Source organism: Nitrospira marina (assembly GCF_059568365.1).
In genome coordinates this window covers 2,171,360-2,195,297 of the sequence record NZ_JCANTH010000001.1, presented here as the reverse complement: position 1 = coordinate 2,195,297, position 23,938 = coordinate 2,171,360, and the positions used below count along the sequence as shown (strand labels likewise).

The 23,938-nt window shown below is 47.9% G+C and carries 21 protein-coding genes; 18 read left to right on the top strand and 3 right to left on the bottom strand.

Annotated elements, in window-relative coordinates; translation table 11 throughout:
• Positions 1-95: 95 nt before the first annotated feature.
• The 17 genes from LX98_RS08990 to LX98_RS08910 all read left to right on the top strand — a co-directional run bounded on the left by LX98_RS08990 (position 96) and on the right by LX98_RS08910 (position 15,113).
• Complete coding sequence (locus tag LX98_RS08990; protein WP_496428581.1) at positions 96-1,235, top strand: MFS transporter; 1,140 nt, start codon at positions 96-98, stop codon at positions 1,233-1,235.
• Positions 1,236-1,275: 40 nt separating this feature from the next.
• On the top strand, positions 1,276-2,505 hold the full coding sequence (locus LX98_RS08985) for a bifunctional 3,4-dihydroxy-2-butanone-4-phosphate synthase/GTP cyclohydrolase II (RefSeq protein WP_496428580.1): 1,230 nt from the start codon (positions 1,276-1,278) through the stop codon (positions 2,503-2,505).
• Between the two features lie 108 nt (positions 2,506-2,613).
• A complete protein-coding gene (gene ribH / locus LX98_RS08980; RefSeq protein ID WP_496428579.1) occupies positions 2,614-3,123 on the top strand; it encodes a 6,7-dimethyl-8-ribityllumazine synthase in 510 nt (169 codons plus the stop codon).
• The gene (gene nusB, locus LX98_RS08975; RefSeq protein WP_496428578.1) at positions 3,120-3,647 is read left to right on the top strand and encodes a transcription antitermination factor NusB; all 528 of its coding nucleotides are present in this window, start codon (positions 3,120-3,122) and stop codon (positions 3,645-3,647) included. The genes ribH and nusB overlap by 4 nt, the downstream gene beginning before the upstream one ends.
• 12 nt (positions 3,648-3,659) lie before the next feature.
• Entirely contained in the window at positions 3,660-5,030 is a 1,371-nt protein-coding gene (gene purB / locus LX98_RS08970; RefSeq protein WP_496428577.1) for an adenylosuccinate lyase, read from the top strand.
• The gene (purC, locus tag LX98_RS08965) at positions 5,027-5,731 is read left to right on the top strand and encodes a phosphoribosylaminoimidazolesuccinocarboxamide synthase (protein ID WP_496428576.1); all 705 of its coding nucleotides are present in this window, start codon (positions 5,027-5,029) and stop codon (positions 5,729-5,731) included. The genes purB and purC overlap by 4 nt, the downstream gene beginning before the upstream one ends.
• A gap of 111 nt (positions 5,732-5,842) precedes the next feature.
• Positions 5,843-6,088: a phosphoribosylformylglycinamidine synthase subunit PurS gene (gene purS, locus LX98_RS08960; RefSeq protein WP_312641362.1), complete on the top strand. Its 246-nt coding sequence runs from the start codon at positions 5,843-5,845 to the stop codon at positions 6,086-6,088.
• 91 nt (positions 6,089-6,179) lie between these two features.
• Entirely contained in the window at positions 6,180-6,896 is a 717-nt protein-coding gene (gene purQ / locus LX98_RS08955; protein ID WP_496428575.1) for a phosphoribosylformylglycinamidine synthase subunit PurQ, read from the top strand.
• Between the two features lie 68 nt (positions 6,897-6,964).
• On the top strand, positions 6,965-7,171 hold the full coding sequence (locus LX98_RS08950) for a DUF433 domain-containing protein (protein WP_312641366.1): 207 nt from the start codon (positions 6,965-6,967) through the stop codon (positions 7,169-7,171).
• Between the two features lie 208 nt (positions 7,172-7,379).
• Positions 7,380-9,653 carry a phosphoribosylformylglycinamidine synthase subunit PurL gene (gene purL, locus LX98_RS08945; protein ID WP_496428574.1) on the top strand — a complete coding sequence of 758 codons (2,274 nt, stop codon included), beginning with the start codon at positions 7,380-7,382 and terminating at the stop codon, positions 9,651-9,653.
• Positions 9,654-9,732: 79 nt separating this feature from the next.
• Positions 9,733-11,184: an amidophosphoribosyltransferase gene (purF, locus tag LX98_RS08940; RefSeq protein ID WP_496428573.1), complete on the top strand. Its 1,452-nt coding sequence runs from the start codon at positions 9,733-9,735 to the stop codon at positions 11,182-11,184.
• A gap of 113 nt (positions 11,185-11,297) precedes the next feature.
• On the top strand, positions 11,298-11,852 hold the full coding sequence (locus tag LX98_RS08935; protein WP_496428572.1) for a redoxin domain-containing protein: 555 nt from the start codon (positions 11,298-11,300) through the stop codon (positions 11,850-11,852).
• A 47-nt stretch (positions 11,853-11,899) separates the two neighbouring features.
• Positions 11,900-12,139 carry a hypothetical protein gene (locus tag LX98_RS08930; RefSeq protein WP_496428571.1) on the top strand — a complete coding sequence of 80 codons (240 nt, stop codon included), beginning with the start codon at positions 11,900-11,902 and terminating at the stop codon, positions 12,137-12,139.
• Entirely contained in the window at positions 12,136-12,735 is a 600-nt protein-coding gene (locus tag LX98_RS08925; protein WP_496428570.1) for an MBL fold metallo-hydrolase, read from the top strand. The genes LX98_RS08930 and LX98_RS08925 overlap by 4 nt, the downstream gene beginning before the upstream one ends.
• Before the next feature lie 63 nt (positions 12,736-12,798).
• Entirely contained in the window at positions 12,799-13,602 is an 804-nt protein-coding gene (locus LX98_RS08920; RefSeq protein WP_496428569.1) for a tetratricopeptide repeat protein, read from the top strand.
• Positions 13,595-14,035, top strand: a complete 441-nt coding sequence (locus LX98_RS08915) for a hypothetical protein (protein ID WP_496428568.1) — start codon at positions 13,595-13,597, stop codon at positions 14,033-14,035. The genes LX98_RS08920 and LX98_RS08915 overlap by 8 nt, the downstream gene beginning before the upstream one ends.
• A gap of 52 nt (positions 14,036-14,087) precedes the next feature.
• A complete protein-coding gene (locus LX98_RS08910) occupies positions 14,088-15,113 on the top strand; it encodes a methyltransferase (RefSeq protein WP_496428567.1) in 1,026 nt (341 codons plus the stop codon).
• Between the two features lie 99 nt (positions 15,114-15,212).
• Here the strand turns inward: LX98_RS08910 and LX98_RS08905 are convergent, their stop codons facing one another.
• Positions 15,213-17,393: an ATP-binding protein gene (locus LX98_RS08905; RefSeq protein WP_496428566.1), complete on the bottom strand. Its 2,181-nt coding sequence runs from the start codon at positions 17,391-17,393 to the stop codon at positions 15,213-15,215.
• A gap of 244 nt (positions 17,394-17,637) precedes the next feature.
• Positions 17,638-19,929 carry a methyltransferase domain-containing protein gene (locus LX98_RS08900; RefSeq protein ID WP_496428565.1) on the bottom strand — a complete coding sequence of 764 codons (2,292 nt, stop codon included), beginning with the start codon at positions 19,927-19,929 and terminating at the stop codon, positions 17,638-17,640.
• 498 nt (positions 19,930-20,427) lie between these two features.
• Here LX98_RS08900 and fusA point away from each other — a divergent pair, with 498 nt between their 5' ends.
• Positions 20,428-22,530 (top strand): elongation factor G, encoded by a 2,103-nt coding sequence (fusA, locus tag LX98_RS08895; protein WP_496428564.1) that lies wholly within the window; start codon positions 20,428-20,430, stop codon positions 22,528-22,530.
• A 24-nt stretch (positions 22,531-22,554) separates the two neighbouring features.
• Here fusA and LX98_RS08890 read toward each other — a convergent pair whose 3' ends face one another.
• Positions 22,555-23,880: a trypsin-like peptidase domain-containing protein gene (locus LX98_RS08890; RefSeq protein ID WP_496428563.1), complete on the bottom strand. Its 1,326-nt coding sequence runs from the start codon at positions 23,878-23,880 to the stop codon at positions 22,555-22,557.
• Positions 23,881-23,938 lie beyond the last annotated feature (58 nt).

Genomic DNA, 23,938 nt, shown 5'->3' with positions numbered 1-23,938 from the left:
TTGAAAGAACCATGTTGAAAGAGGTATGCCAGTCACTTCGTTCCGGGCATTGGCCAACTCTCCTAGGTGCATGGCTCCACTTTGAAATAAGTTTTATGGTGTGGCTTCTTATTGGCGCCATGGGTATTGCCATATCTGAAGAATTTTCTCTTTCTGCTTCTCAAAAGGGGCTATTAATCGGCTTCCCATTGCTGGGTGGCGCATTGCTTCGAATTATCGTGGGGCCGCTAGGAGACCGATTCGGGGCTAAAGTTGTGGGATTGGGCATTCTGGGCTTAGAAGGCATCGGGTTACTGTTGGGATGGTTAGGTGGAACCAGTTTCGAGTCTATGCTGGGAATTGGACTCTTTTTAGGATTTGCGGGAGCCAGCTTTGCGATTGCTCTGCCTTTGGCTAGCCAAGCCTATCCCGCAGCCCATCAGGGGTTGGCCATGGGGGTAGTGGCGATTGGTAATAGTGGTGTGCTGTTGGCTGCGTTTATGGCCCCGCGCCTTGCGGAAGGGGTTGGATGGCATCAGGTTTTCGGTATCATGCTCCTACCTGTTATGGGGACAGCCCTCCTATTTTTCTGGTTGGTACAATCAGCTCCCGTAAGGAATAAAACCGACCCCTCAAAAAATGACAGTATTGGAATTTTTTTGCGAAAAGGGGTTCAGGACCCAGTCATGTACTGGTTATGTTTTTTGTATGGTGTGACGTTCGGAGGATTTGTAGGGCTTTCGAGTTATCTCCCGATTTTTCTTCACGATCAATTTCACGTCGGCATGGTAAAGGCTGGAACATTGACCGCACTTGGCGCGCTAGTGGGAAGTGTGGTCCGTCCTCTGGGAGGATTTCTTGCAGATCGCCACGGGGGCATCGCCTTATTGCAAGGGCTCTATCTTATAATAGCCGCTCTATGCCTGATATCGGGGATTCTTGATAGTTTTGTCTTGACCTATGCCATGATTCTCCTAATTATGCTTTGCTTCGGATTTGGAAATGGAGCCATTTTTCAGGTTGTTTCCTATCGATTCAAATCCGTAATGGGTACGGCTTCCGGTTTTGTTGGTGCGGCAGGAGGTCTTGGAGGATTCCTCTTGCCATACGGGTTTGGATGGTTAAAGGAACTAACCGGAACCTTCTCTTCAGGATTTTTCACCCTGGGCATGGTTTCAGGATTGGCAGGCATTAGTGTTATGATGTTTCAGCGTTCGGCTCGGTTAACCAAACACAAATCCATTCCAGAAATTTAACGAGCTTGACTGAAACGTTTGCCCGTCAAGGGAGTCACCCATGAAAAAAGAAACGACCCCAATACACAAGCCTCAATTTCACACCATTGCCGAAACTTTGCAGGATATTCAAGCTGGCAAATGCATCATTCTTGTTGACGATGAGGATCGGGAAAATGAGGGCGATTTGGTCATGGCAGCTGAAAAGGTCACGCCGGAACATATTAACTTCATGGCGAAATACGGCCGAGGATTAATTTGCCTGGCCCTCACCCCCGACCGAGTTGAGGAGTTGAAACTCCCCCCACAGGCGAATGAAAATACCGCACCTTATGGCACAGCCTTTACCGTATCGATTGATGCCGCCAAGAATATTACCACTGGGATCTCCGCTGCTGATCGAGCCACCACGATTCAGTTAGCCGTGGATCCAAAAGCCAAGCCAACCGATTTTGCCAGACCTGGGCACATCTTTCCCCTAAAAGCCAATAAAGGTGGAGTATTGCGCCGTGCCGGACAAACCGAAGGGTCTGTCGATCTTGCCCGGCTGGCCGGGCTGTATCCCGCCGCAGTAATCTGCGAAATTATGAATGATGATGGCACGATGGCCCGGGTTCCTCACTTAATGAAATTTGCAAAGCACCATGGCCTGAAAATCATCACAATTAAAGACCTGATTCAATATCGATTGCATCGAGAAACGTTTGTGAAGCAGGTTGCCACCGCAAATCTTCCCACACGTTTTGGTCATTTTCAGTCGGTCGTGTTTGAAAACGAACTTGATGCCGGAACACACATCGCCCTGGTAAAAGGGGAGATCGATAACCTTCCAACGTTGGTGCGAGTCCATTCAGGCTGTCTGACAGCTGATGTTTTTGGATCATTGCGCTGTGATTGCCGGGAGCAACTCCATCGAGCAATGGAAATAATTGAACGGGAAGGCAAAGGGGTCCTGCTGTACTTAAACCAGGAAGGACGGGGAATCGGACTCACCAATAAAATTCGGGCCTACCACCTTCAGGACCAGGGCAGTGATACAGTCGAAGCCAATTTACAATTGGGGTTTAAGGCTGATTTGCGGGATTACGGAATTGGCGCTCAAATTTTAGTTAATTTAGGTCTTAAAAAAATCAGACTCATCACCAACAATCCAAGGAAAATTGTGGGAATCGAGGGTTATGGGTTGGAAGTGGTGGAAAGAGTGTCCATTGAGATTACTCCCCAGGAGTCGAATGTGCACTACTTGCGTACGAAAAAGGCCAAATTAGGCCACCTCTTGAATAATGTGTAGTGGGGACTTGCGGTTCTTTCTGGCAAGTGGTACACACTGAATCGCGGATCGCGACTCTCTTGATTTTTGTAATGAGAGAGTGAGTTTCAAAGGGATGACTTAACCAACATGGCGAATCAGGAGCGAGGTGACGAGGCAGACTGTCAGGTTGCGATCGTGGTCAGTACTTTTAACGAAGTGGTGACCAGCCGCTTATTGGCTGCAGCTGAATCCACCTTGACCCAATTAGGCACCCTACCAGACCACAGGCAGGTCATTCGGGTTCCTGGAGCATTTGAGATTCCCTTAATTGCAAAGACACTGGCCCAATCTCATCGATTTGATGCCGTTATCTGTTTAGGGGCAGTGATCCGCGGAGAAACTCCACATTTCGAATATATTTGTGCCGAAACAAGTCGCGGGATCGGCCAAGCAGCTCTGGAAACTGGCATTCCAATTATTTTCGGAGTGCTGACTACGGATACGGTTGATCAGGCAATGGAACGTTCTGGGTCACCTGAACGAAATAAAGGGGCTGATGCAGCACGTACGGCTCTTGAAATGGCCGTCTTAATGAAACGTTTGAGTAAAACCACCCTCCGTCAGTCTGGCTTTTTAAGGGAATCCACAACATTATGACCATGACTGTTCCATCCGATACACCGCAAGCCAATCAAGCCCATGGACGGCCATCCAGACGCCTGGCACGCCAGCTTGCGTTGCAAATGCTTTTCCAGCATGAATTTCAGGATCAAAACCCTACATGGCAAGAAAAGTTTTGGGCAAGTCAATCGGCTTCACCGGAAGTCCAAAAATTTACCTCTAATCTTTTTCTTGGTGTCATCACGAATCAGTCCGAAATTGACCGGATCATTCGTGATTTTGCCATCGACTGGTCTTTGCAGCGGATGCCGGTCGTGGATAGGAATATCCTCAGATTTTCCATTTACGAATTATTGTGGGAGCCCGATATTCCGGCCATGGTCACCATCAATGAAGCAGTCGAATTGGCTAAGTTATTTGCAGACGATGAGGCCAGACGATTCGTGAATGGACTGTTAGACCATGTGCTCCGGGCTGAACCAAGGCTTGCCATCAAGCGAAGCCAGATTCAACAAAAAAATCCTGCGCCGAAATTCTCTGATCCGTCACCTACCGCTTAATTGCCCTGTCCCATGATTGACCGCTACACGTTACCCCGTATGGGGGCCGTTTGGACTCAGACCCACAAATATGAGTTGTGGTTGCAGGTTGAACTTGCCGTGTGCGAAGCCATGGAAGAGATGGGTCATGTCCCTTACGGCGTGGCAACCCGCATTCGAAAAAAAGTCACGATTAATCCTTTACGAATCGCGACGATCGAACAAGTTACTAAGCATGATGTTATTGCCTTTCTGGAATCGGTGTCCGAGCAGGCAGGGAAGGACAGTCGATTTCTCCATGTTGGGCTCACCTCCTCGGACATTGTCGACACATCCCTTTCGTTGCAATTAGCGGAAGCAGCCCATGTGATTCGTGAGGATGTCGGGGGATTGCTCAGTGTCTTGCGGGATTTAGCCTTTGCGCATCAGAATACTCTCATGGTGGGGCGTTCGCATGGGATCCATGGAGAGCCTATTTCCTTCGCATGGAAGGTGGCCATTTGGTATCAGGAGTTTCAAAGGCAGGAACTCCGCCTAAAAGCGGCAATCGCCGACATTGCAGTTGGCAAGCTTTCAGGGGCCATGGGCACATTTGCCCATCTTTCTCCCTCGATAGAAAAAACGGTATGTCAACGGCTAGGATTGAAGCCAGCGCCTATTTCAAATCAGGTGCTTCAGCGAGACCGGCACGCGGCCTTCCTTTCGGCGTTGGCCCTGATGGCGGCCAGTATTGAAAAGGTGGCTACGGAAATTCGTCATTTGCAACGAACGGAAGTCTTGGAAGCGGAAGAGTACTTTGAGCCTGGACAAAAAGGCTCGTCTGCCATGCCTCATAAACGAAACCCGATCAGCTCGGAAAATTTATGCGGTCTTGCTCGAGTGGTTCGCAGTAACAGTCTGGCTGCCATGGAAAATGTTGCTTTGTGGCATGAACGCGACATCAGCCATTCATCTGCGGAGCGGATCATCCTTCCCGATAGCACGATTCTGATCGATTACATGTTGGTCCGTTTAACGAACATGTTATCCAGACTGGTGGTCTATCCCGAACGAATGATGGCCACTCTCAATCAAACCGGTGGCCTCATCTATTCGCAACGACTACTACTGGCGCTGGTGGATAAAGGTGCAATCAGAAAAGATGCCTATGAGCATGTGCAGCAACATGCCATGGCTGCCTGGAGGGGGGAGGGAGTTTTTCAAGTCCTTATTGAGCAGGATCCCTTTATTGCCAAACATCTCAGTACCAAAGAGATTGCGACATGCTTTAATCCCAAAACCTACTTGCGCCATCAACAGCAGATTTTTACGCGCGTGTTTGGGAGGCAAGTTCGACGAAAGAGCTCAACACCAACCCGGCTTACTCCTTCAAAGAAAACTTCAAAAAAGAGGAAAATACATTGACTAAAGGAAATATGCTTTACGAAGGAAAAGCCAAAAAGATTTTTCTGACCGAAAAGGACGACGAGCTCATTCAGTACTTCAAGGACGATGCCACTGCCTTTAACGCCGAAAAACGTGGAACGATTCTGGAAAAAGGCGTTGTCAATAATGCGATTTCCGCAAAATTGTTCCAACATCTTGCCGACGCCGGAATTCCAAGTCATTTCATTCAGCAAATCAATGACCGGGAGATGTTAACGCGGCGGGTAAAAATTATTCCGGTTGAAGTGGTAGTGCGTAATCGAGCCACGGGCAGCATTGTTAAACGTTTAGATTTAGAAGAAGGCATGATTATTGATCCTCCCTTGATCGAGTTTTTCTATAAGGATGATTCACTGGGCGATCCTCTTATCTCTGAAGACCATATTCGATTGTTGAAATTGGCCACACCCGGGCAAATCGAGGAACTCCGACACCAGGCTCTCAAAATTAACGAAGTGCTCAAACCTTTTTTTCAGAAAAAGGGCATGTTTCTGGTGGATTTTAAGTTAGAATTTGGATTATGGAATGGTCAGATTATTTTAGCAGATGAAATTTCTCCGGACACATGCCGTTTTTGGGATATCCAAACCGGAGAACGCATGGATAAGGATCGTTTCCGAAGGGATTTGGGCCGGATCGAGGAAACCTATCAAGAAGTTCTCAAGCGTGTTTGCGGATAATTCACGAAGTAGGGAGCCTTGTGTTCATGCTTTGCCACCGACTATCTTGGTGACAGATCTATATCGTAAAGCGTTTATTCACCGGGTGCATGTCACTTCTTCCGGAAAATTATGAAAGCCAAAATTTACATCACACTCAAAAACGGTATTCTTGATCCCCAAGGTCGAGCTATTCAGCAATCTCTTCAAACCCTTGGTTTTGGATCGGTTGGAGAGGTCCGAATTGGAAAATTTATCGAGGTGGATCTTTGTGAAACAGACGCGACGTCCGGTGAAACGACCATCAAAGCGATGTGCGAAAAACTTCTTGCCAATACGGTCATTGAAGAATATCAATACGAGATCCTTGAGGCATAATGGTCGCTGCATTGTTCCTTCTGATTACATGCGATCTTTTCTTTCCTGATAGCCCTTATCTCAGTATGAATGTCCACGAGCAGAGAGCGATATGAACATCGGCATCATTGTCTTTCCCGGATCCAATTGTGATCGGGATTGTGCGCATGTTTTTTCGGAAATTATGGGACAAACGGCTGAGTTTATCTGGCATCAAGAAAGATCCGTCAAAGGCATGGATGCCATCATTCTGCCAGGGGGGTTTTCTTATGGTGACTATCTACGCACGGGTGCCATAGCCAGATTTTCTCCCATCATGGAGGCCGTCGTTGATTTTGCCGGGCGGGGAGGAATGGTCCTCGGCATCTGTAATGGATTTCAGATGCTTTTAGAGCTTGGAATATTACCCGGTGCCATGTTGCGCAACAGGGATCTTTCCTTTATTTGTGAAGATCACTATATACGCGTAGAAAATGCGAATACTCCATTTACTCATGACTGTAAACCCGGACAGATTCTAAAGCTCCCGATTGCACATGCTGAAGGAAACTATTATACCAACCCTGTGACGTTGTCCGCCTTGCAGGCCAATGCGCAAATCGTCTTTCGATATTGTGATCGTGAAGGCAAAGTGACTTCTCAAGCCAATCCCAATGGATCGCTGGATAATATTGCGGGAATTCGCAATGCGGCCGGCAACGTCCTTGGTTTGATGCCTCATCCAGAACGAGGCGCAGAACACCTGCTCAATAATGAGGATGGACGATATATTTTTCGATCCATGATTTCAGCGTTGGAAACACACAAAAAAACACCCCAACCGGTATAGGTTTGATTGCCATTATCCGCCCTCCCTTGTGGGTCAAAGCCATCATGGAAGTTTTTCCAGGAATTACGATGACTCCAGACATCTGCCACGGGAAACCCTGTGTGGCAGGCACAGCCGTTGATGTGGCTACCGTGGTAGGAACCCTTGGGATTGGAAAATCTTTTCATGATGTTCAGGAAGCATTGAATCTGACATATGAACAAGTGCTCACGGCGTTGCGCTATGCTTCGTATGTCACGGACCATTTGCCCCTTCGCCTCCCTTCAGGTCGTTAACCCACAGGACAGTATGACGGTGTTTATGCTAAATTCTTTTTTATGGAAATAAGGACTCTCCTGACTTTCCAATGTGCATTTCTGAACCATTAAGGAAGCCAACCTCGTGGATTTGTTCCGAATTTTATAGCGACCCATTCGATTTTCACCTCTTTCATCCCCTTTTTGCTCATTGGGAATAATTTTCATACAAAATGAGTTGTTTGCCATGACCCAGGAATCAAAAGTCTTGCCGCAGGTACCTCTTAACTCAAAAATTATTGAACAGCATGGTCTGTCCGAGGATGAGTATCAGCAAATCCTCAAGCATCTTGGTCGTGAGCCGAATCTCACTGAGTTGGGTATCTTTTCTGTGATGTGGAGTGAACACTGCAGTTATAAGAGTTCGCGCATTCATTTAAAACGATTTCCGACCGAGGGTGAGCGAGTGGTTCAAGGGCCGGGCGAAAATGCGGGTGCTGTGGATATTGGAGAGGGCCTTGCGGCAGTGTTTAAAATGGAATCGCACAATCACCCGTCATATATTGAGCCGTTTCAAGGGGCGGCAACAGGTGTCGGTGGAATTCTACGCGATATTTTTACCATGGGAGCACGCCCGATCGCGTTATTGAATTCCCTGCGATTCGGTGAATTGGACCTTGCCAAGAATCAGCATATTCTTAAAGGAGTCGTTTCTGGAATTTCTTCCTATGGGAACTGTATGGGGGTGCCAACGGTTGGTGGGGAAATTACGTTTAACGATATTTATTCAAAAAATCCATTAGTCAATGTCTTTTGTCTGGGTATCGTGAAAAAAGACCGTCTCCTGCGTGGCTTAGCGAAAGGTACCGGAAATCAAGTGTTGTATATTGGTGCAAAAACAGGACGAGATGGGATTCATGGCGCCACCATGGCCTCGGATAGTTTTGACGATGCATCTGACCAGAAGCGTCCGAATGTACAAGTCGGTGATCCCTTTTTAGAGAAGCTATTACTTGAAGCGTGCCTTGAATTTTTAGAACAGGACCTCTTAGTTGGGATTCAGGACATGGGGGCGGCCGGGCTGACCAGCTCCTCCTGCGAAATGGCCTCACGCGCTGGAACCGGTATTGACATGGATTTAGCTAAGGTGCCTCGCCGAGAACCGCACATGACTCCTTATGAAATTTTACTATCGGAATCCCAGGAAAGGATGCTCCTGGTGGCTCAACCTGGAAAGGAAGAATCAGTGCTCGCAATCTGCCGAAAATGGGGAATTGATGCCGCCGTGGTCGGGCAGGTGACAGATGATGGATTCCTACGAATTAGAGAGGGCAACCAGATTGTGGCGGAAATACCCGCGCATGCTCTCGCTGAAGAAGGTCCACGCTATGAACGGCCTGTTGCGCCACCTCCGTATCAAGAGTTTTTGCAATCCTTGAATATTGATACTCTTCCGGATGTCAAAAATCCTGCCGAGGTGCTATTGAAATTATTAGCTTCACCCACTATTGCGAGCAAACGTTGGGTCTTTCGGCAATACGATCATATGGTAGGAACCAATACCGTTGTCTGTCCGGGCTCCGACTCCGCCGTGGTCCGTATTAAAGGGACCACAAAAGCCTTGGCCATGACGACGGATGGCAATAGTCGTTACTGCCTGCTGAATCCCTATTTGGGAGGAGGATTGGCCGTAGCTGAAGCGGCGAGAAATTTGGTCTGTGCGGGTGCTCAACCGATCGGAGTGACCGACTGCCTAAATTTCGGCAACCCGGAGCGTCCCGACATTATGTGGCAATTCATCATGGCCGTCGAAGGTATCGCCGATGCCTGTCGAACATTCCAAATTCCTGTAGTGAGTGGAAACGTAAGCTTTTATAACGAGACCAATGGCCTGTCCATTTACCCAACACCGATTTTGGGAATGGTGGGACTTATTGAGCGCCCGGAAGACATTACCACTCAATGGTTCAAACAACCAGGCGATCATATTTTCTTGCTGGGGGAGACGAAAGAGGACTTAGGCGGGACGGAATATCTCAAGGTCATTCATTCTCGCGAACAAGGCAATCCCCCTTGGTTGGATGTGGATCGCGAAAAAGCTCTCTATTCCTTCCTACTCACCTTAATCCAGAAGGGGCTTGTGCAATCAGCGCATGATTGCTCAGAAGGCGGGTTACTCGTGACATTAGCCGAATGCTGTCTGACCAATCCTTCCGCCCTATTCGGAGCAACTGTTATACTAATGCAGGATCGTTTGCGTCTAGATGCTTTACTTTTTGGAGAAAGTCCTTCACGGGTTGTCGTCTCGGTTAAATCGGAGCATGTCACGCAGTTGCTGGACCTGGTTCAAAGGTCAGACGTGCCATGCACAGAATTAGGCCAAGTCACTCAAGGAAATATGGACATTACTGTTCGCGGAACTCATGACCAGCCAGTGTGTCAGATAAGCCTGCCCATTTCTGAAATGGCAGACCAATGGCATCATGCTCTTGCACGACAACTTGGAGCCGAAGCATCGTGAGCAAGGTTGGTTATTCCTTAAACTTGAATTGGTCAGTTCTTATGGCCGCTCCAGACGATCTGCCCTTTTTGAGGACACCATGAGAAAGTTACCGATGGTACAGTCTATGCCTTCCCCGGACGGGTTTCATGAAGAATGTGCTGTTTTTGGAATTGCGGGATCGAAAGAAGCTGCCAATCTTACGTACTTAGGACTCTATGCCCTACAGCATCGGGGGCAGGAAGGCTCCGGTATTGTCTCCTCCGACGGAGAGCAATTCTTCCAAAAAAAAGGCCTAGGTCTCGTCGCTGATATTTATTCAAAAAAAACGTTACGCGAACTTCCGGGAACAAAGGCGATTGGGCATAACCGATATTCCACGGCAGGCAGTGGACAGCTGCAAAACGTTCAACCCTTGTCCGTCAACTTCGCATTTGGCAATTTGGCGTTGGCCCACAATGGAAATTTAGTGAATGCCGGGGTGCTTCGAGGTGAACTCGAGGCCTATGGGGCTATTTTTCAATCGGACTCCGATAGCGAGGTCATCATTCACCTGATTGCTCACTCCAAGGGAGATACGATTGTGAATCGGGTGATTGACGCATTAAGTCTGGTTCGAGGGGCTTTTTCCTTGGTGCTGTTAACGGATGATCAATTAATCGCTGCCCGGGATCCGTTTGGATTTCGCCCACTGTGTTTAGGGCGGTGTAAAGGCAGCTGGGTCGTGGCATCCGAGACGTGCGCCTTTGATCTGATTGATGCCAAGTTCGTCCGTGAAGTTGAACCGGGAGAAATTATTGTTATTCAGGGTACCGAATTGACCTCTTATCATCCGTTCCTGGAACGTTCGCGCGCCGAGTGTGTATTTGAATACGTCTATTTTGCGAGACCGGATTCGAAAATTTTTGGCCCGAATGCGGTGTATCCGGTTCGTAAAGCCTTTGGGCGTCAACTGGCTAAGGAGTGTCCAGCGGACGCAGACATGGTTATTCCTGTTCCTGATTCCGGCGTTCCTGCGGCCTTGGGCTATGCCGAAGGGATGGGGTTACCGTTTGAGATCGGACTAACCCGAAATCACTATGTGGGACGGACCTTCATTGAGCCGCAACAAGCCATTCGCCATTTTGGCGTAAAGTTGAAACTGAATCCGGTTCCGGATGTCCTGGAAGGGAAACGGATTGTGGTTGTCGATGACTCCCTGGTTCGAGGCACGACCAGTCGGAAAATTGTCAAAATGCTTCGACAGGCCGGTGCTCGGGAAATTCATCTGCGCATCAGTTCTCCACCGGTCATTGCCCCATGTTATTATGGCATTGATACGCCGACACAAAAAGAACTCATTGGGTCAAATCTCACCATTGAAGAAATTCGTCGTTATGTGACGGCTGATAGTTTGGGGTACCTTAGTTTAGAAGGTATGTTGGCAATGGCTCCGGGGTTTTCCCATCATTATTGCAATGCCTGTTTTACGGATAATTATCCCATCATGTTGACCAAAGCCGAGCAACTGCAACTTGGATTATTCGAACCGGATCAACTCTCTCGCTCTTAAATGTATTTCCGCTTTGTTGCCGCCCCAAAAATTCGTGTGTTAGGCTTTTAAGGGATGTAAAGGTTGAATCTTTGGTGATCAGCCTTAGGAGGCACCATGAACAGGAGGAGCCTATGAAAAGGAATATTCTTCAGGTATTGAGCGTAGTCATCTTAATACTGAGCACCGGTTTTATCGTACAGGCGGGAAGCTTCTTTAAGGTCGGGGAGTCCGCTCCTAATTTCTCACTGACGGGTCTGGATGGAAAATCTCTCTCCCTTGACCAGTTTAAGGGTAAGGTGGTGGTTCTGGGACTCTTTCATATTTGCGAGCCGTGTTTAATCCAGAGCACCAATCTCCAGAGAGTACATGATGCCACCAAAGACAAGCCCGTAGCGGTGATCGGAGTTAATTCATCTGGCGATTCTCTGGCAGACGTCAGGGAATTTATACAAGGATTTCCGTTGAAGATTACGTATCCCTATCTTTTAGATCCCGAAAAGAAAACAGATAAACTCTATGGCGGGGGGAAATTTATTCCCAATGTGTATGTCATTGATCAAAATGGCCTTATTCGTTGGCAGCGTGTTGGGAATTTCTTTACTGACGGCACATTAGCCGGACATGAAGCGATCCTTCAGGAAGTGGAGAAATTGTTGGAGGCACCGCCTGCTTCCTCGACCATGTAGGGCGATCTCTCCGGTTTACACAATCTTGACCCGAACGTTAGGGCACTATGGACGAACTAGAAGACGGGAAACAAAAATTTCTTGAGATCGTGAAATCCCTTGATGAGGCCGTTGAGGTCGTCATTCCGACCACTCCTTCGCGCAGTCTGTTACTCATTTCCCTTACTAAAGGCTCCAATCGTAAATTTATTACGGTCCATGAGGATGACATGTTGGATCTTCCAGAAGAACCAGGCGTTCAGGCCAAAACCACAGCCCTTCTCCAAGAAACCCTGGAAACTTTATGAAAACCATTCTGCCCAATATTTCTGAATGGTCCTGGTTCTCTGAGGAAAAACAGCTTAATTTTAACGGGCATTTATTGGCCGTGGGAGAACATCGGATATTAGTGGACCCACCTCCCATGAATGCCAGTGATAGGGCCATAACGCAGCGGGGAGGGGCTCTAGATTATATTATCTTGACCAACCGAGACCATGAACGGGAAGCAGCCAATTTCCGGAAAATGTTTAACTGTCAGGTAATGGCGCCGGAATTAGATGCCAAGGAGATGACCATTCCCGTTGATAAAACCTTTAAAGATGGGGAATTGCTTCCAGGGGGAATTTGGGTTGTTCAGCTTTCGCATCAAAAATCTCCAGGAGAAAGCGCGTTATTTTTGCAGCAGGGTCAAGGGGTACTTATTGTGGGAGATGGGATTATTGGAGATCCTCCAGGTTCGCTCCGGCTTCTGCCTTCCGAAAAATATGTTGATATTGTTCAAGCCCGCGACAGTCTTCGTCGATTATTAAAGTATACCTTTGATAGCCTCCTGGTGGGAGATGGAACATCCCTGCTAACCGGAGCCAAGTCTGCACTTGAACAATTAGTGGCAAATGATTGAATCGAAAACCTCATAATGGCCTGGAAGGTTTTTCATCCGCGCTGTGACCACACGTGAACACCTATGGCCTGGTCTCAATCCGCCAATCTCAACTCTTTAGGCAATCGCCATTTTTCTAAAGGCTTTTATACAGAGGCTTTTCAATGTTATGCGCAGGCTCTGGAAGTTGATCGTCAAAATGGAGACCAACGATCGTTGGCCACCACACTGGGCAATTTGGGTAACATTTGCGCCGTGAGTGGTCGTCGGGAACAAGCCAGATCCTATTATAGTGAGGTATTAGAGCTTCAAAAAATTCTGGGGGATGAACGGGGGATTAGTACGACTTTAGCCAATTTGGGTAACCTTTCGGCCGATGCTGGTGAATGGGAACGTGCCCAGGCCTATTATCTAGAAGCTTTGGATTTGATGAATCATTTGTGCGACTATGCCGGAAAGGCGGTTTTACTCTCTGATTTGGGATTGGTCGCGAGGGAAACGGGCAAGGAAGAGGATGCGCTCGCCTATTATCATGAATCCCTAATCTTAATGCGCCGGGTCGGGAATGAAGCTGGACAGTCCGATGTCTTTCGTATGATGGCACGGTTGTATTTAAGTCAACGACGATTTGAGGAAGCGCAATCCTGTACCTTGACCAGCCTGGATGTGGCCCGAAGGTTAAAAGATGAACTGCGAATGGGCGGTGCCTGGTATGTTCTTGCCAGTTGCCATGAAGCCCAGGGTCAATGGAGCCAAGCCGTGCACTACTTACAAAAAGTTGTACGCATAGACCAAAAATATCAACTGCCAAAACTCAACGAGAATACCCAGCGACTACGGGCTTTAGAATCCCAGCTGAGCGCCAGAACGGGAACAACGCATGAGTGAGTCTTGCATCCCTTCAACTCTATGGCCTGATGCCAAAATTTATCTTGTGGATGAAATTCACGGGTGGATGGATATCGATTCTATGGAAGCCTTAACCCTTCCCTTACCGGACGAGGACTGGTTGCTTGAAATCACTGCCGACGGCAAGCTGGTGTGCATGGCGGGATACGATCTGGAGGATATGAAAAGCATGCTGTCGGATGGGACGCCAGAAGATTTAGGAACCGACGAACTTGCCAAACAAGCCAAATTTTACCTACAACAAACTGTTTCTAAATACCGGCCAAAACTCATGCGCCTCGGTTTCACCGAACGAATTGAGATGAATGAGTCGCATGTTGCCGCTTACTATGAACGCCCGGTCGACTTCGGAGACCTTGCTGACCTCCATCAACAAATCAAGACCTGCCTGACATGGTTCTCAACGCACTAACTACATATCCGATTCTCACAGCGAGCCATTCACTCAGATTGGCCAAATCTCTGTGAAACCGATTCCAGTTTCCATTAAATCCTTCAAGCAATTTCGAGAGGCCGTGTATGCCTTTCGATTGCCAAGAATTATTTTCTCAGCATTAGATTTGAATTTATTTACGAAGATGAATGATCGGGTTTGGACGATTCCGGAGTTAGCCAAACGAGTACGGGTGAGCCAACGTGGACTCGCAATCTTGTGCCGGAATCTTGCCAGTGTAGGGTTATTAGTCAAATCACAAACCGGATACCGACTGACTCCGTTTTCCAAACGCTACCTACAAGAGTCAAGCCCGGACTTTCAAGGGGACTATCTGATGCTCATGCAGCGGCAATGGAGCGAGTGGTCTCATTTAACGGAAGTGATTCGTGTTGGTCAGCCACTGGACAGCCAGGAACCGGAAACCACGGAATATCGACGATCGTTTTCCTGGGCCATGCATCACCGGTCGATCCAACCGGCCAGGGAGGTTGCCCAACAGATTTCTCTGAAGGCAGATCGCACCCTACTGGATTTAGGCGGGGGACCTGGCACCTATGCTCTGGCCTTTTTAGCACAAAATCCAACACTTCACGCTACAGTGATGGATAGGCCTGCTGCTCTGGATGTCGCGCGTACGCTGGCGGAACAGTCTTCTTTGGGTAGTCGCCTGACCTACCAAGCTGGTAATTTTTTAACAGCACGCATTTCAGGAACCTATGATGTTGTCTGGTACTCCAATGTCCTCCATATCTATTCCCCCGCAGACAACCTGAAAATTTTCAAAAAGATTAAACGAATTCTCCATCCTGGTGGACGGCTGCTCATCCAAGATACCTTTCTGCAGGACCCCAACGAACTTCAGCCCCTTGAAGCCAATCTCTTTGCCGTCTCCATGTTGCTCTATACCCAGCGGGGCAACACCTATTCCGTGCGAGAGGTTCGAGAGTGGCTTCAAAGAGCTGGACTCACTCGTTCACGGCTTCTTCATCTGAAAAAGGGAACCGGAGATTGGGAGGGTCAATTGGTTGAAGGACGCCTTCCGCGTTCTGGATAACCGTTCTGTATGGCTAGTCAACCCCAATTCCTTATCCTCATAAATCGTGAATATGCCCTGATTTAGAATTCTTCCCTTCCGTGGCTTTACAGGGGTGTTTCAATCAAGATTGGGGAGTTCGGACTTTGGGGACACACTCTGGGCTGGAGAAACTGATGTGGGTGCTGGAGAACTTGGGAGATTTACAAGAAACGTGGTTCCCCCTCCCTTGACACTTTGGACCTCAATACTTCCCCGATGTTCTTGAATGATTTGATGGGCAATGGCCAATCCCAAACCCGTTCCCTCATGTTCCTGACTCAAGTGCTTTGTGGTGAAAAAAGGATCAAATATATGCTCGATGTCTTCCGGATTTATCCCTTTTCCAGTATCGTGTATGTCCATCTGGACCCAACCCTGAGCCACACCTGAACCAATCTTTCGAGTCCGCACCGTTAACACCCCACCCTCAGGGAGCATGGCTTCAACGGCATTAAACAACAGATTGAGGAACACCTGCTTCAATTGCTGCCGATCGGCAAATACCTTTGGTAACCCATGAGCCAAATCGGTTTCGACGACAATTAATTCATGAGAGGGTCGAATTCTGAGGGTATACAGACAGGATTCCACAATATCATTGAGATCTTCTTCCTTGAGGAACGGTTCCATCGGTTTGGCATAATCCAGGATCTCTCGAGTGAGCCGCTCAATTCGAAACACATCTTCTTTGACAACCTTACTGAATCGAACCAGAAACTGTTCATCATCCTTTCGTTCAGGTGCCAGATCCACAAAGGCTTTAATCGAGGTCAAGGGATTTCTAATTTCGTGAGCCAATCCGCCGGCCATGGTCTCCAGAGAACGAAGGCGATCCGTTCGACGAACTAACGATTGGGAGCGCTTGAGCTCCTCATAGAGCAAAGCATTGTCTAACGCCACTGACGCTTCTTGGGATAAGGTTGTTAATAAATCCAAATCCTGGGTCGTATACCCTCCTCCACTTTTCGTATTAGGTCCAAACACACAAAAACCTAAAAGCCGGGTTTTGTTAACCAAGGGCAAACAAACTTCTGTTCCAATATGGGCGAGCTGCGCGATGACGGCTTCAGAGTCGGAGTTGATGGTAGAGAGTTCCAATTCATGGAGGACAAAACAGGACGTGCCTTGTCTCCACATTTCTAGCAACGTAGGCGTTTTATGCAAATAGAGAACTGGAAGATCTGTGGTGGATTTTCCAAAGCTGGAGACCGGTCGATAATCCTGACTGCTGGAACTTCGTAAATATAAAACTCCCCATTGCAATCCTAATGTGGGACAAATGGATTCCACAATAGTCGCCGTCAAATCTTTTAATTCCAATATGGAGAGGAGGGACTTAGAAAAATGTACCACCGTTTCATGTCGATTATATCGTTCCTTGAACAGTGATTTCGTGATTAATGTTTTTGCTTCCCGCTTTAAGGAGGACGCTCCAAGCACCAAGATGAGCAACACGGTGAGTTCAACAAAAGAATAGGCGATATTAATTTGCCCAAAATACAGACTCTGGCCAAGGAGGAGGATCGGATAGGCAGGGAAAGCCACGAGTGCTAACAAGAGGCCTCCCGTGATACTTCTTTCAACAGCCGTCCCGAGATCCATGAGTCTGTATCGTAGGAGCGTATAGGCGACGACCGATGTATAGACCGTCAGTAGGATCGTGCCGTTTGGTGGAATTTCAATTCCATACCAGAGCGGAAAAGTCGTCATCCCCCCTAAGTATGCAACGACTGATCCGATAGTGAGGAGGAAAAATCGTGAACGTTCAGGACCGGTTCTGGTCCGAGCACCCCGATAAAGCAACCACGTTCCATAAATGGTCGATAGGCCAAACCCCAGGAGATAGACATGGAAAAAGGGACCGGGTTGCGGCCAAAATGGAAAACCACCGACCTGATGAACATCAGCCACGAAATAGGTGGTGAAATTCGCGCCGAAATAAATAAGACTAGTTCCCCATCCAAGACGAACAACCCATCTGTTGGCTTCTACATCATCCAATAAGGTCAGGACATGCCACAAATAGGCCGGCGGAAGAAAAATGGCTCCGGCCATTAACAATCGAACAAAGAGAAGGGCAAGATCGTGAGTGGAGGAAAGGTGCCATGCGCAATACCCGTATCCCCAAATGGCGGCAGCTAAACAATACAGGGCATAGGCTTGATGCTTGGAGCTGTGAGGATTTTTGGCATAGACGATAAGGCCGGAGGCTGTCGCGGCCAGACCATTCAGGAGTCCGCTGAAGGCGTAAAAATTCACGTCTAAAACAAGGACAGATGAGAGATCACACAGATCATTGACTCTGACATCTTTGAGGGCCTATTGGACAATAAATGCAGGCAGAAGTCAAAAAAGTTGAATCCAGGAATGTCGGGGGGACATCTTCTGATGCTTCCATGTACAACACTCTTCTGTACAATCAAAAGCAGTCATTGTCATACGGAGGTCCCATCTAGGCCATGCGGTTCTCCTGAAAAATATTTATAGATAAAAAGGGGCCATCCTATGCCACTTGCTTCAGAATCCCTGGCAGCTGCGTTCGGGTAGAGCATGGTTCTGGATTTTGGACGATTAGCTTTTGCGCTGGTGTGCAGACATTTGGTTTGTCTAAAACAATGAGATACGCTTGTCCTGCAAAAGTTGAAAAAATACCAGCATTCGTACAGCCCAAGGTGGCGACGATCGATTCCCATTGGGTTTGATCATAAAAACAAAATTGCCCTTCTTTTTCGGCCTGTCGGATTTTCCCGTAATTATTCAATAGATCCCGTGCTTCCTCTCGTTGTTGTGGGAGAGCAGCACTACTGACCAGACTCTGGTAAATGCCGGAAAAGTCACCATTCGGTTTTAAATTGGAAATAACGATTCGTCCCCCTGGAGCGAGAACACGATACAGTTCCCGTAAGGTAGCGCCTGGATCCTGGACATATCCAATCACCAGATTGGAGACAATCCGGTCGAATCGGTTGTCGGGAAAGGGGAGGGGCTGAGCTAAATCTACCTGCGCCCATGCCTTTGTAACGAAGGGTGTCGGAGAGGTCATCCTATGTTGCCATTTTGTGGTGGCGGCACGCATCGCGTTGTTAGCACGTTTCAACGCGTCAGGAACGACATCTATCCCCACGTATTGAATGGACTTCTCTAGGAACGGGATCACATTCGAAATGGGAGAGGAAAGCTTATCCAAAAAATATAACCCGGCATTACCATTTCCACAGCCGGCATCCAGAAACCGTTGGCTAGGAGTGATGGGCCCTAAGGCATGAAACACATGATCAAGAAGTTTCACATATTCCCGGCATTGGGCTACCGACTGGAAGTGGCCCAAGTAATCCTGCCAAAAGCCGGCCCCGACGTCGGTCTCGGCCTGTTGTTGTTGCGCAAATTTTTCTCGTCGATTTTGACGTCCCAAGTCTAATCGATTGGGAGTGTGGATCACATCAGGATCTGCTTTCTGATTCACTTGCTCATGGCATTGCGCAATGAGTCGTCGATAGGTTTCACGGGCTCTTTTGGGGTTTTCTTGTAGACGATGCAAAGCATCTGGTACCACCATCCAATGCTCAAGACGTTGATCCAATGCATTCCGAAACGCTTGAAGATCATCGGGAGCAACCCAGGCATCCTTTTCAGCGGAAACCAGTAGGACAGGGGAGGTTAGGGATTTCGCATCAATCAGTGTGTGCTCAAGCGTGACAAATTTGTTGGCAATGGCATCACCCAAAAATTGATTACCCACATTAAAGCCCAAAAAATTTGCCGAGGCAGGGCACTGCTCATTCCCATAGGTTGCAAAGAGATCTTCCTGATGAACCATGGCTGCAGAACGTTGGACATTGACAATGCTCATGAGCATGATCAAGAGGGATAATGAGGGACATTCAGCCTCGGCTTTGAGAGCGACCCGCGAAGCTAAGCTGGCAGCTACACCAATTATGGCTGAGTGCGGCCAAGTGGCCCTCACATAACGGGTTACAGTTTGCCAATCATTTTTCATGGATGAAAGGGTTACCTGATAGTGCAGGCCATCACTCTCGCCGACATGATTGGTGTGGTCATAGCGCACGACATGAAATCCATTGCTGGCAAAGTAATACGCCAAGGTCAAATAATCCCGTTTGGTTTCCCCATATCCCGGGGCAATAACGACGACAGGTCCTTCTGTTGAATTTTCCTCAATCGGTTGGTCATGGTAGGCACTAATCCGCTGCCCATTGCCTTTTTTAATAGTGAGACGATTGCTGGATACGCCCGTGTTTTGAAGAATGAGGGACCCATTCTTCATGTCGTCTTCCTTCTCACGAAAAGAAACACCTGATATTGATTCGGAGAGTTCGTGGTTATGAATTTTCCAGGCCGAATTGAACAAACCATTTAAAACATGTCCATGCACCTTGAGGCTCTCTTCTTGAGGGAGCAGAAATCTCGTACCTGACGAAAAGGAACCAATGGCATCATTCTCTGTTGGGCAGTCTAAAAGAATGTCAGTTGTCCCTTCCCAAGCGGTCTGACCTGGTTCCACTTGTATATTTTTAATCATTCCATGAAACATTTTGAGGGGATGATCCTGACCTGAAATGCCATATTTCAACTCAATGATCTGTGAGAGTTCTATGGGAGGGAATCCGGTCAAACGCAAATGCATTTTGTCCTCGTGCCATCCAACAAGATACCCTTCCCAAACCCCTCCCAGGCAATGTAAAGAGAAGGGAAGTGGCGGGAGGTCACGGATTCCAGAAGGATCACCAGGAACTAGCTCCTGAGTTATCTGGTTCAATCCAGCAAATTGATTCATTGAAGTTATACCTACCAACCCTGGTGTCAATGTGCTCATGCGGTCCCCCACCGAAAAATAAGTGTTAATACCTAATTTTTTACGCAAGACTTTTCCTGGATCTCAATGGATCCTGATGTCTGCATAAGCCTGTACTAAAAGAGGGGCGAGAGCTGAAACGACTTACATCGTTTCGTTCATTGATTCCGATGTACGGCTACCATGGAATTGGTATCAATTTTACTCTCTTGGATACGACACTAGAGCAACCTGAGTGCCAGAATTTTCGAACAAAATGCTCGAATCCATTTTCAAGAGAAAATCTCAGAATTTACTAGGAAAATTTTTCCTGAATATTTTTTACCGCGCATCACCGTGCAGATTTTTGGAAGTCTTATCTGTCGGTCCACTGACGATAAAATCAAAAAGAGCGTTGGTCTCCTGACAGGCCATTATTCTTTTTCATTGACACTCCTTCCTCTCCTACCTAAAATTCAAGGAAATTGAGAGGAGGTTCGCATGCCACACGAATCGGCCCCATCCATCCGTAACGTGGTCATTTGTTCCTACCCGGGGGCAGGAAAGACCACCCTTTGTGAAGCACTGGCCTTTTCCACGGGAGTCATCCCTACCATGGGATCCATTCCTCAGGGAAATACCATTGGTGATTTTGAACCTGAAGAGGTCCACAGGCACCATTCCATTAGTTCGACCATCTGCCAGTTCGAATGGCAGGGCACAAAAGTCAATATTATAGATACACCGGGAATGAGCGATTATGCCTTTGAGGTTCAATCCGCTCTCAGGGCGGTGGATGGCGTGGTGCTTGTTGTAGGGGCCAGTACAGGGCTACGGTCAGAAATCGAACGAGTCTGGGACCTTATTCAGGAACACGAACTTCCTTGTCTCCTGTTTATTAATGAACTGGATAAAGAACGAACGGACTATCGCTCGATTTTGGCAGAGTGTGAAAAAACATTGGAATTTACCGGAGTTCCAATCACCATTCCCGTTATAGAAGAAGCCACGCTGACTGGTGTCATTGATCTCATTTCGAGGAGCGTCATAACTCCGGCTTCCGGCACGCCCAAAACCCACCAAACGGAGATTTCTCCAGAACACCAATCCATGGCGAATGAATTCCGGCGCCGAGCTATGGAACAGGTGGCAGAAACGAATGATCAATTGGTGGAAAAATATCTCTCCCAAGGTGAGATCTCAAATGAAGATTTACAGGATGGATTGACGCTCGGCACATTAGAGGGGAAGCTTGTTCCGGTGTTGTGCGGAGCTGCTATTGGCAATATTGGAACCACAACCCTGTTCGATGCGATACAACGTTATCTCCCGTCTCCTTCCGATCGTTCCAGTCTTCATCCCAACATCGGCCTGCAACCTCAGACGCATGATGAAGGTCAACGAAAATCTGATCCACAAGATCCATTTTCAGCCTTCGTCTTTAAAACCACCATCGATCCATTTATGGGGCGTCTATCATTTGTGCGAGTGCTGTCCGGGACCTTACAGGCAGATTCAGGATTTTATAATGCCTCCCGGCAGACCAAGGAGAAGGGTGGACATCTTTTTTTCTCGGTGGGCAAGAAGCATCACCAGGTTAATCAGGTCTCCGCCGGAGATATTGTGGCCATCGGTAAATTAAAGGATACTCAAACCGGCGACACCCTTTGCGATGAACGACATTCCATTATATTCCCAGGCCTGAAAATAGCGCGGCCGGTTATGTCGTATGCTTTAGAGGTAAAAAGCAAGAATGAAATTGACAAGGTCAGTTTAGGTCTTCATAAGTTAGTTGAAGAAGATCCCTCTCTCGAGTTTCTTAGGAATGAAGAGACAAAAGAAATGCTGTTAAGTGGAGTAGGGCAGAGCCACATCGATGCCACTTTAGACAAACTGAGACGCAAGTATGGTGTTGAGGTGGACTTGCACATGCCGAAAGTCCCCTATAAAGAGACGATCCATCGTATGGCTCAGGCCCAGGGAAAATATAAAAAACAAACCGGTGGGCATGGACAATATGGAGATTGCTGGCTACAAATTGAGCCCCTTCCCCGAGGGGCCGGATTTGAATTTCACAACAAAATTGTTGGTGGGGTCATACCACGAAATTTCATCCCTGCGGTGGAAAAGGGCGTGATCGAGGCTCTGCAACATGGAATTGTTGCCGGATTTCCTATCGTGGATATACGTGTGGCTGTCTATGATGGATCTCATCATCCCGTTGATTCTTCGGAGTTGGCCTTTAAAGTGGCCGGATCAATGGCCCTCAAGCATGCCCTGGAGGCCGCTCAATGCACGATTCTTGAACCCATCATGTCCGTAGATGTGCTAGTCCCGGATGATTTGGTGGGGACCGTGATTGGAGATCTTAACTCGCGTCGTGGACGCATACAGGGAATGGCGACTAAGGGACACAACCAAATTGTGAAGGCCTTTGTGCCGTTAGCGGAAATGCTGAAGTATGCTCCTTCCTTGACGTCCATGACGGCTGGAAAGGGTAGTTATGTGATGGAATTTTCGGGCTACGAGGAGGTACCGAAGGATTGCCTTAATCGTATTGTGGAAGAACATAAAAAGGAAAAGGAAACCGTTTCGTCCCACTGAACCCCTCTCACACAGTGAGAGGCTTTAGGGCTGCGTTTTGATCACAATGAAAAATGCCCTTGTCTTGCGAATAATCCGAAGTAATATAGTTTGACCGGGCTTCACTTTGGCGACTTCCTCGGAAAATTGCGTAACGGTCCGGACCGTTTTCCGATTAACCTCGTTAATCAAATCTCCTTCCTGAATCCCCTCGGAGTTCGCGAGACCGCCTGGTTCAACCTTGGTCACAAGCACGCCCACGGTTTCTTCTAATTCAAATTGCTCAGCGAGGGCAGCTGTAAGCCCTTGGACATCAAGCCCTAGGGTGACCTCTGATTTTTGCAAGGGGAGTGAGGCCAACGTGGATTTTTCCTGCCTTTCCACTATCGGCACCAAATAGGTCAACTCTTTTCCGTCCCGTAACACAAGGATTTTGGCATTCTCACCAGGCCCAACACGCGCAACAAGTCTCGACAGTTGGTTGGGCGAATCAACCGAGCTGTCGTCTACCGACACAATGATATCCCCTGGTTTAATCCCGGCCACATGGGCGGGATCGTGTTCATACACTTCGTTGACGAGAACCCCATGGCCTTCCTTAATCCCAAATTGTTCCGCAAGTTCTTTCGTGAGAGCTTGAATCCCGACACCCAGCCACCCACGAACCACTCGCCCCTGGGACACCAGTTGATCGACCACCCGCGAAACCATATCGGCTGGAATGGAAAATCCTATACCTTGTGCCATATGGATAATGGCGGTATTGATCCCGATCACCTCCCCTCGAAGGTTAAAGAGCGGACCTCCTGAATTCCCTGGATTGATTGCGGCATCTGTTTGAATGAAATTTTCATACCGGGATAAGTTGAGTCGTTCCCTTCCAATCCCACTGATCACGCCTAAGGTCACTGTGCGGTCTAACCCCATCGGATTTCCGACAGCCAATACCCATTGACCGACTTTTAAGGCATTGGAGTCCCCGAAATAAGCAACTGGAAATTTCCGGTCAGATTCAATTTTGAGGACGGCTATATCGGTTTCTTTATCACGTCCGATTACCCGAGCAATCATGTTGGACTTATCGGATAGCCGGATATCTGCCTCCCTGGCGTCTTCCCCAACCACATGATTGTTGGTTACGATAATGCCATCCTCCCGCACGATAACACCTGAGCCACTCCCTTGAGAAAATGGCGCCCGTCGCTGAAACCCTTGTCCCTGAGCGATTTCACGAATCGGTGTAATATTGACTACCGTAGGGGTCACCCGTTCAGCCAGGCTGGTGATGGCCTGTTCGATATCTCCCAGAAGCTCTAGTCCTCTAAGTTCTTTGGCTGTTTGACTGACTGCGGGTGACGGAGAAATACACAAAATAAGACAACATAATGACAATATTAAAGAAAAATTACCTAAATTCATCCTAAACCTT

Bases quoted from the DNA above. Each gene is read 5' to 3' on its own strand.
- LX98_RS08985 (WP_496428580.1), top strand. From the start codon at position 1,276: ATGAAAAAAGAAACGACCCCAATACACAAGCCTCAATTTCACACCATT.
- LX98_RS08915 (WP_496428568.1), top strand. From the start codon at position 13,595: ATGAGTGAGTCTTGCATCCCTTCAACTCTATGGCCTGATGCCAAAATT.
- purS (WP_312641362.1), top strand. From the start codon at position 5,843: ATGAAAGCCAAAATTTACATCACACTCAAAAACGGTATTCTTGATCCC.
- LX98_RS08920 (WP_496428569.1), top strand. From the start codon at position 12,799: ATGGCCTGGTCTCAATCCGCCAATCTCAACTCTTTAGGCAATCGCCAT.
- purL (WP_496428574.1), top strand. From the start codon at position 7,380: ATGACCCAGGAATCAAAAGTCTTGCCGCAGGTACCTCTTAACTCAAAA.
- LX98_RS08935 (WP_496428572.1), top strand. From the start codon at position 11,298: ATGAAAAGGAATATTCTTCAGGTATTGAGCGTAGTCATCTTAATACTG.
- LX98_RS08900 (WP_496428565.1), bottom strand. From the start codon at position 19,929: ATGAATCAATTTGCTGGATTGAACCAGATAACTCAGGAGCTAGTTCCT.
- purB (WP_496428577.1), top strand. From the start codon at position 3,660: ATGATTGACCGCTACACGTTACCCCGTATGGGGGCCGTTTGGACTCAG.
- fusA (WP_496428564.1), top strand. From the start codon at position 20,428: ATGCCACACGAATCGGCCCCATCCATCCGTAACGTGGTCATTTGTTCC.
- LX98_RS08925 (WP_496428570.1), top strand. From the start codon at position 12,136: ATGAAAACCATTCTGCCCAATATTTCTGAATGGTCCTGGTTCTCTGAG.
- LX98_RS08950 (WP_312641366.1), top strand. From the start codon at position 6,965: ATGACTCCAGACATCTGCCACGGGAAACCCTGTGTGGCAGGCACAGCC.
- LX98_RS08990 (WP_496428581.1), top strand. From the start codon at position 96: ATGGTGTGGCTTCTTATTGGCGCCATGGGTATTGCCATATCTGAAGAA.
- LX98_RS08930 (WP_496428571.1), top strand. From the start codon at position 11,900: ATGGACGAACTAGAAGACGGGAAACAAAAATTTCTTGAGATCGTGAAA.
- ribH (WP_496428579.1), top strand. From the start codon at position 2,614: ATGGCGAATCAGGAGCGAGGTGACGAGGCAGACTGTCAGGTTGCGATC.
- purF (WP_496428573.1), top strand. From the start codon at position 9,733: ATGAGAAAGTTACCGATGGTACAGTCTATGCCTTCCCCGGACGGGTTT.
- nusB (WP_496428578.1), top strand. From the start codon at position 3,120: ATGACCATGACTGTTCCATCCGATACACCGCAAGCCAATCAAGCCCAT.
- purQ (WP_496428575.1), top strand. From the start codon at position 6,180: ATGAACATCGGCATCATTGTCTTTCCCGGATCCAATTGTGATCGGGAT.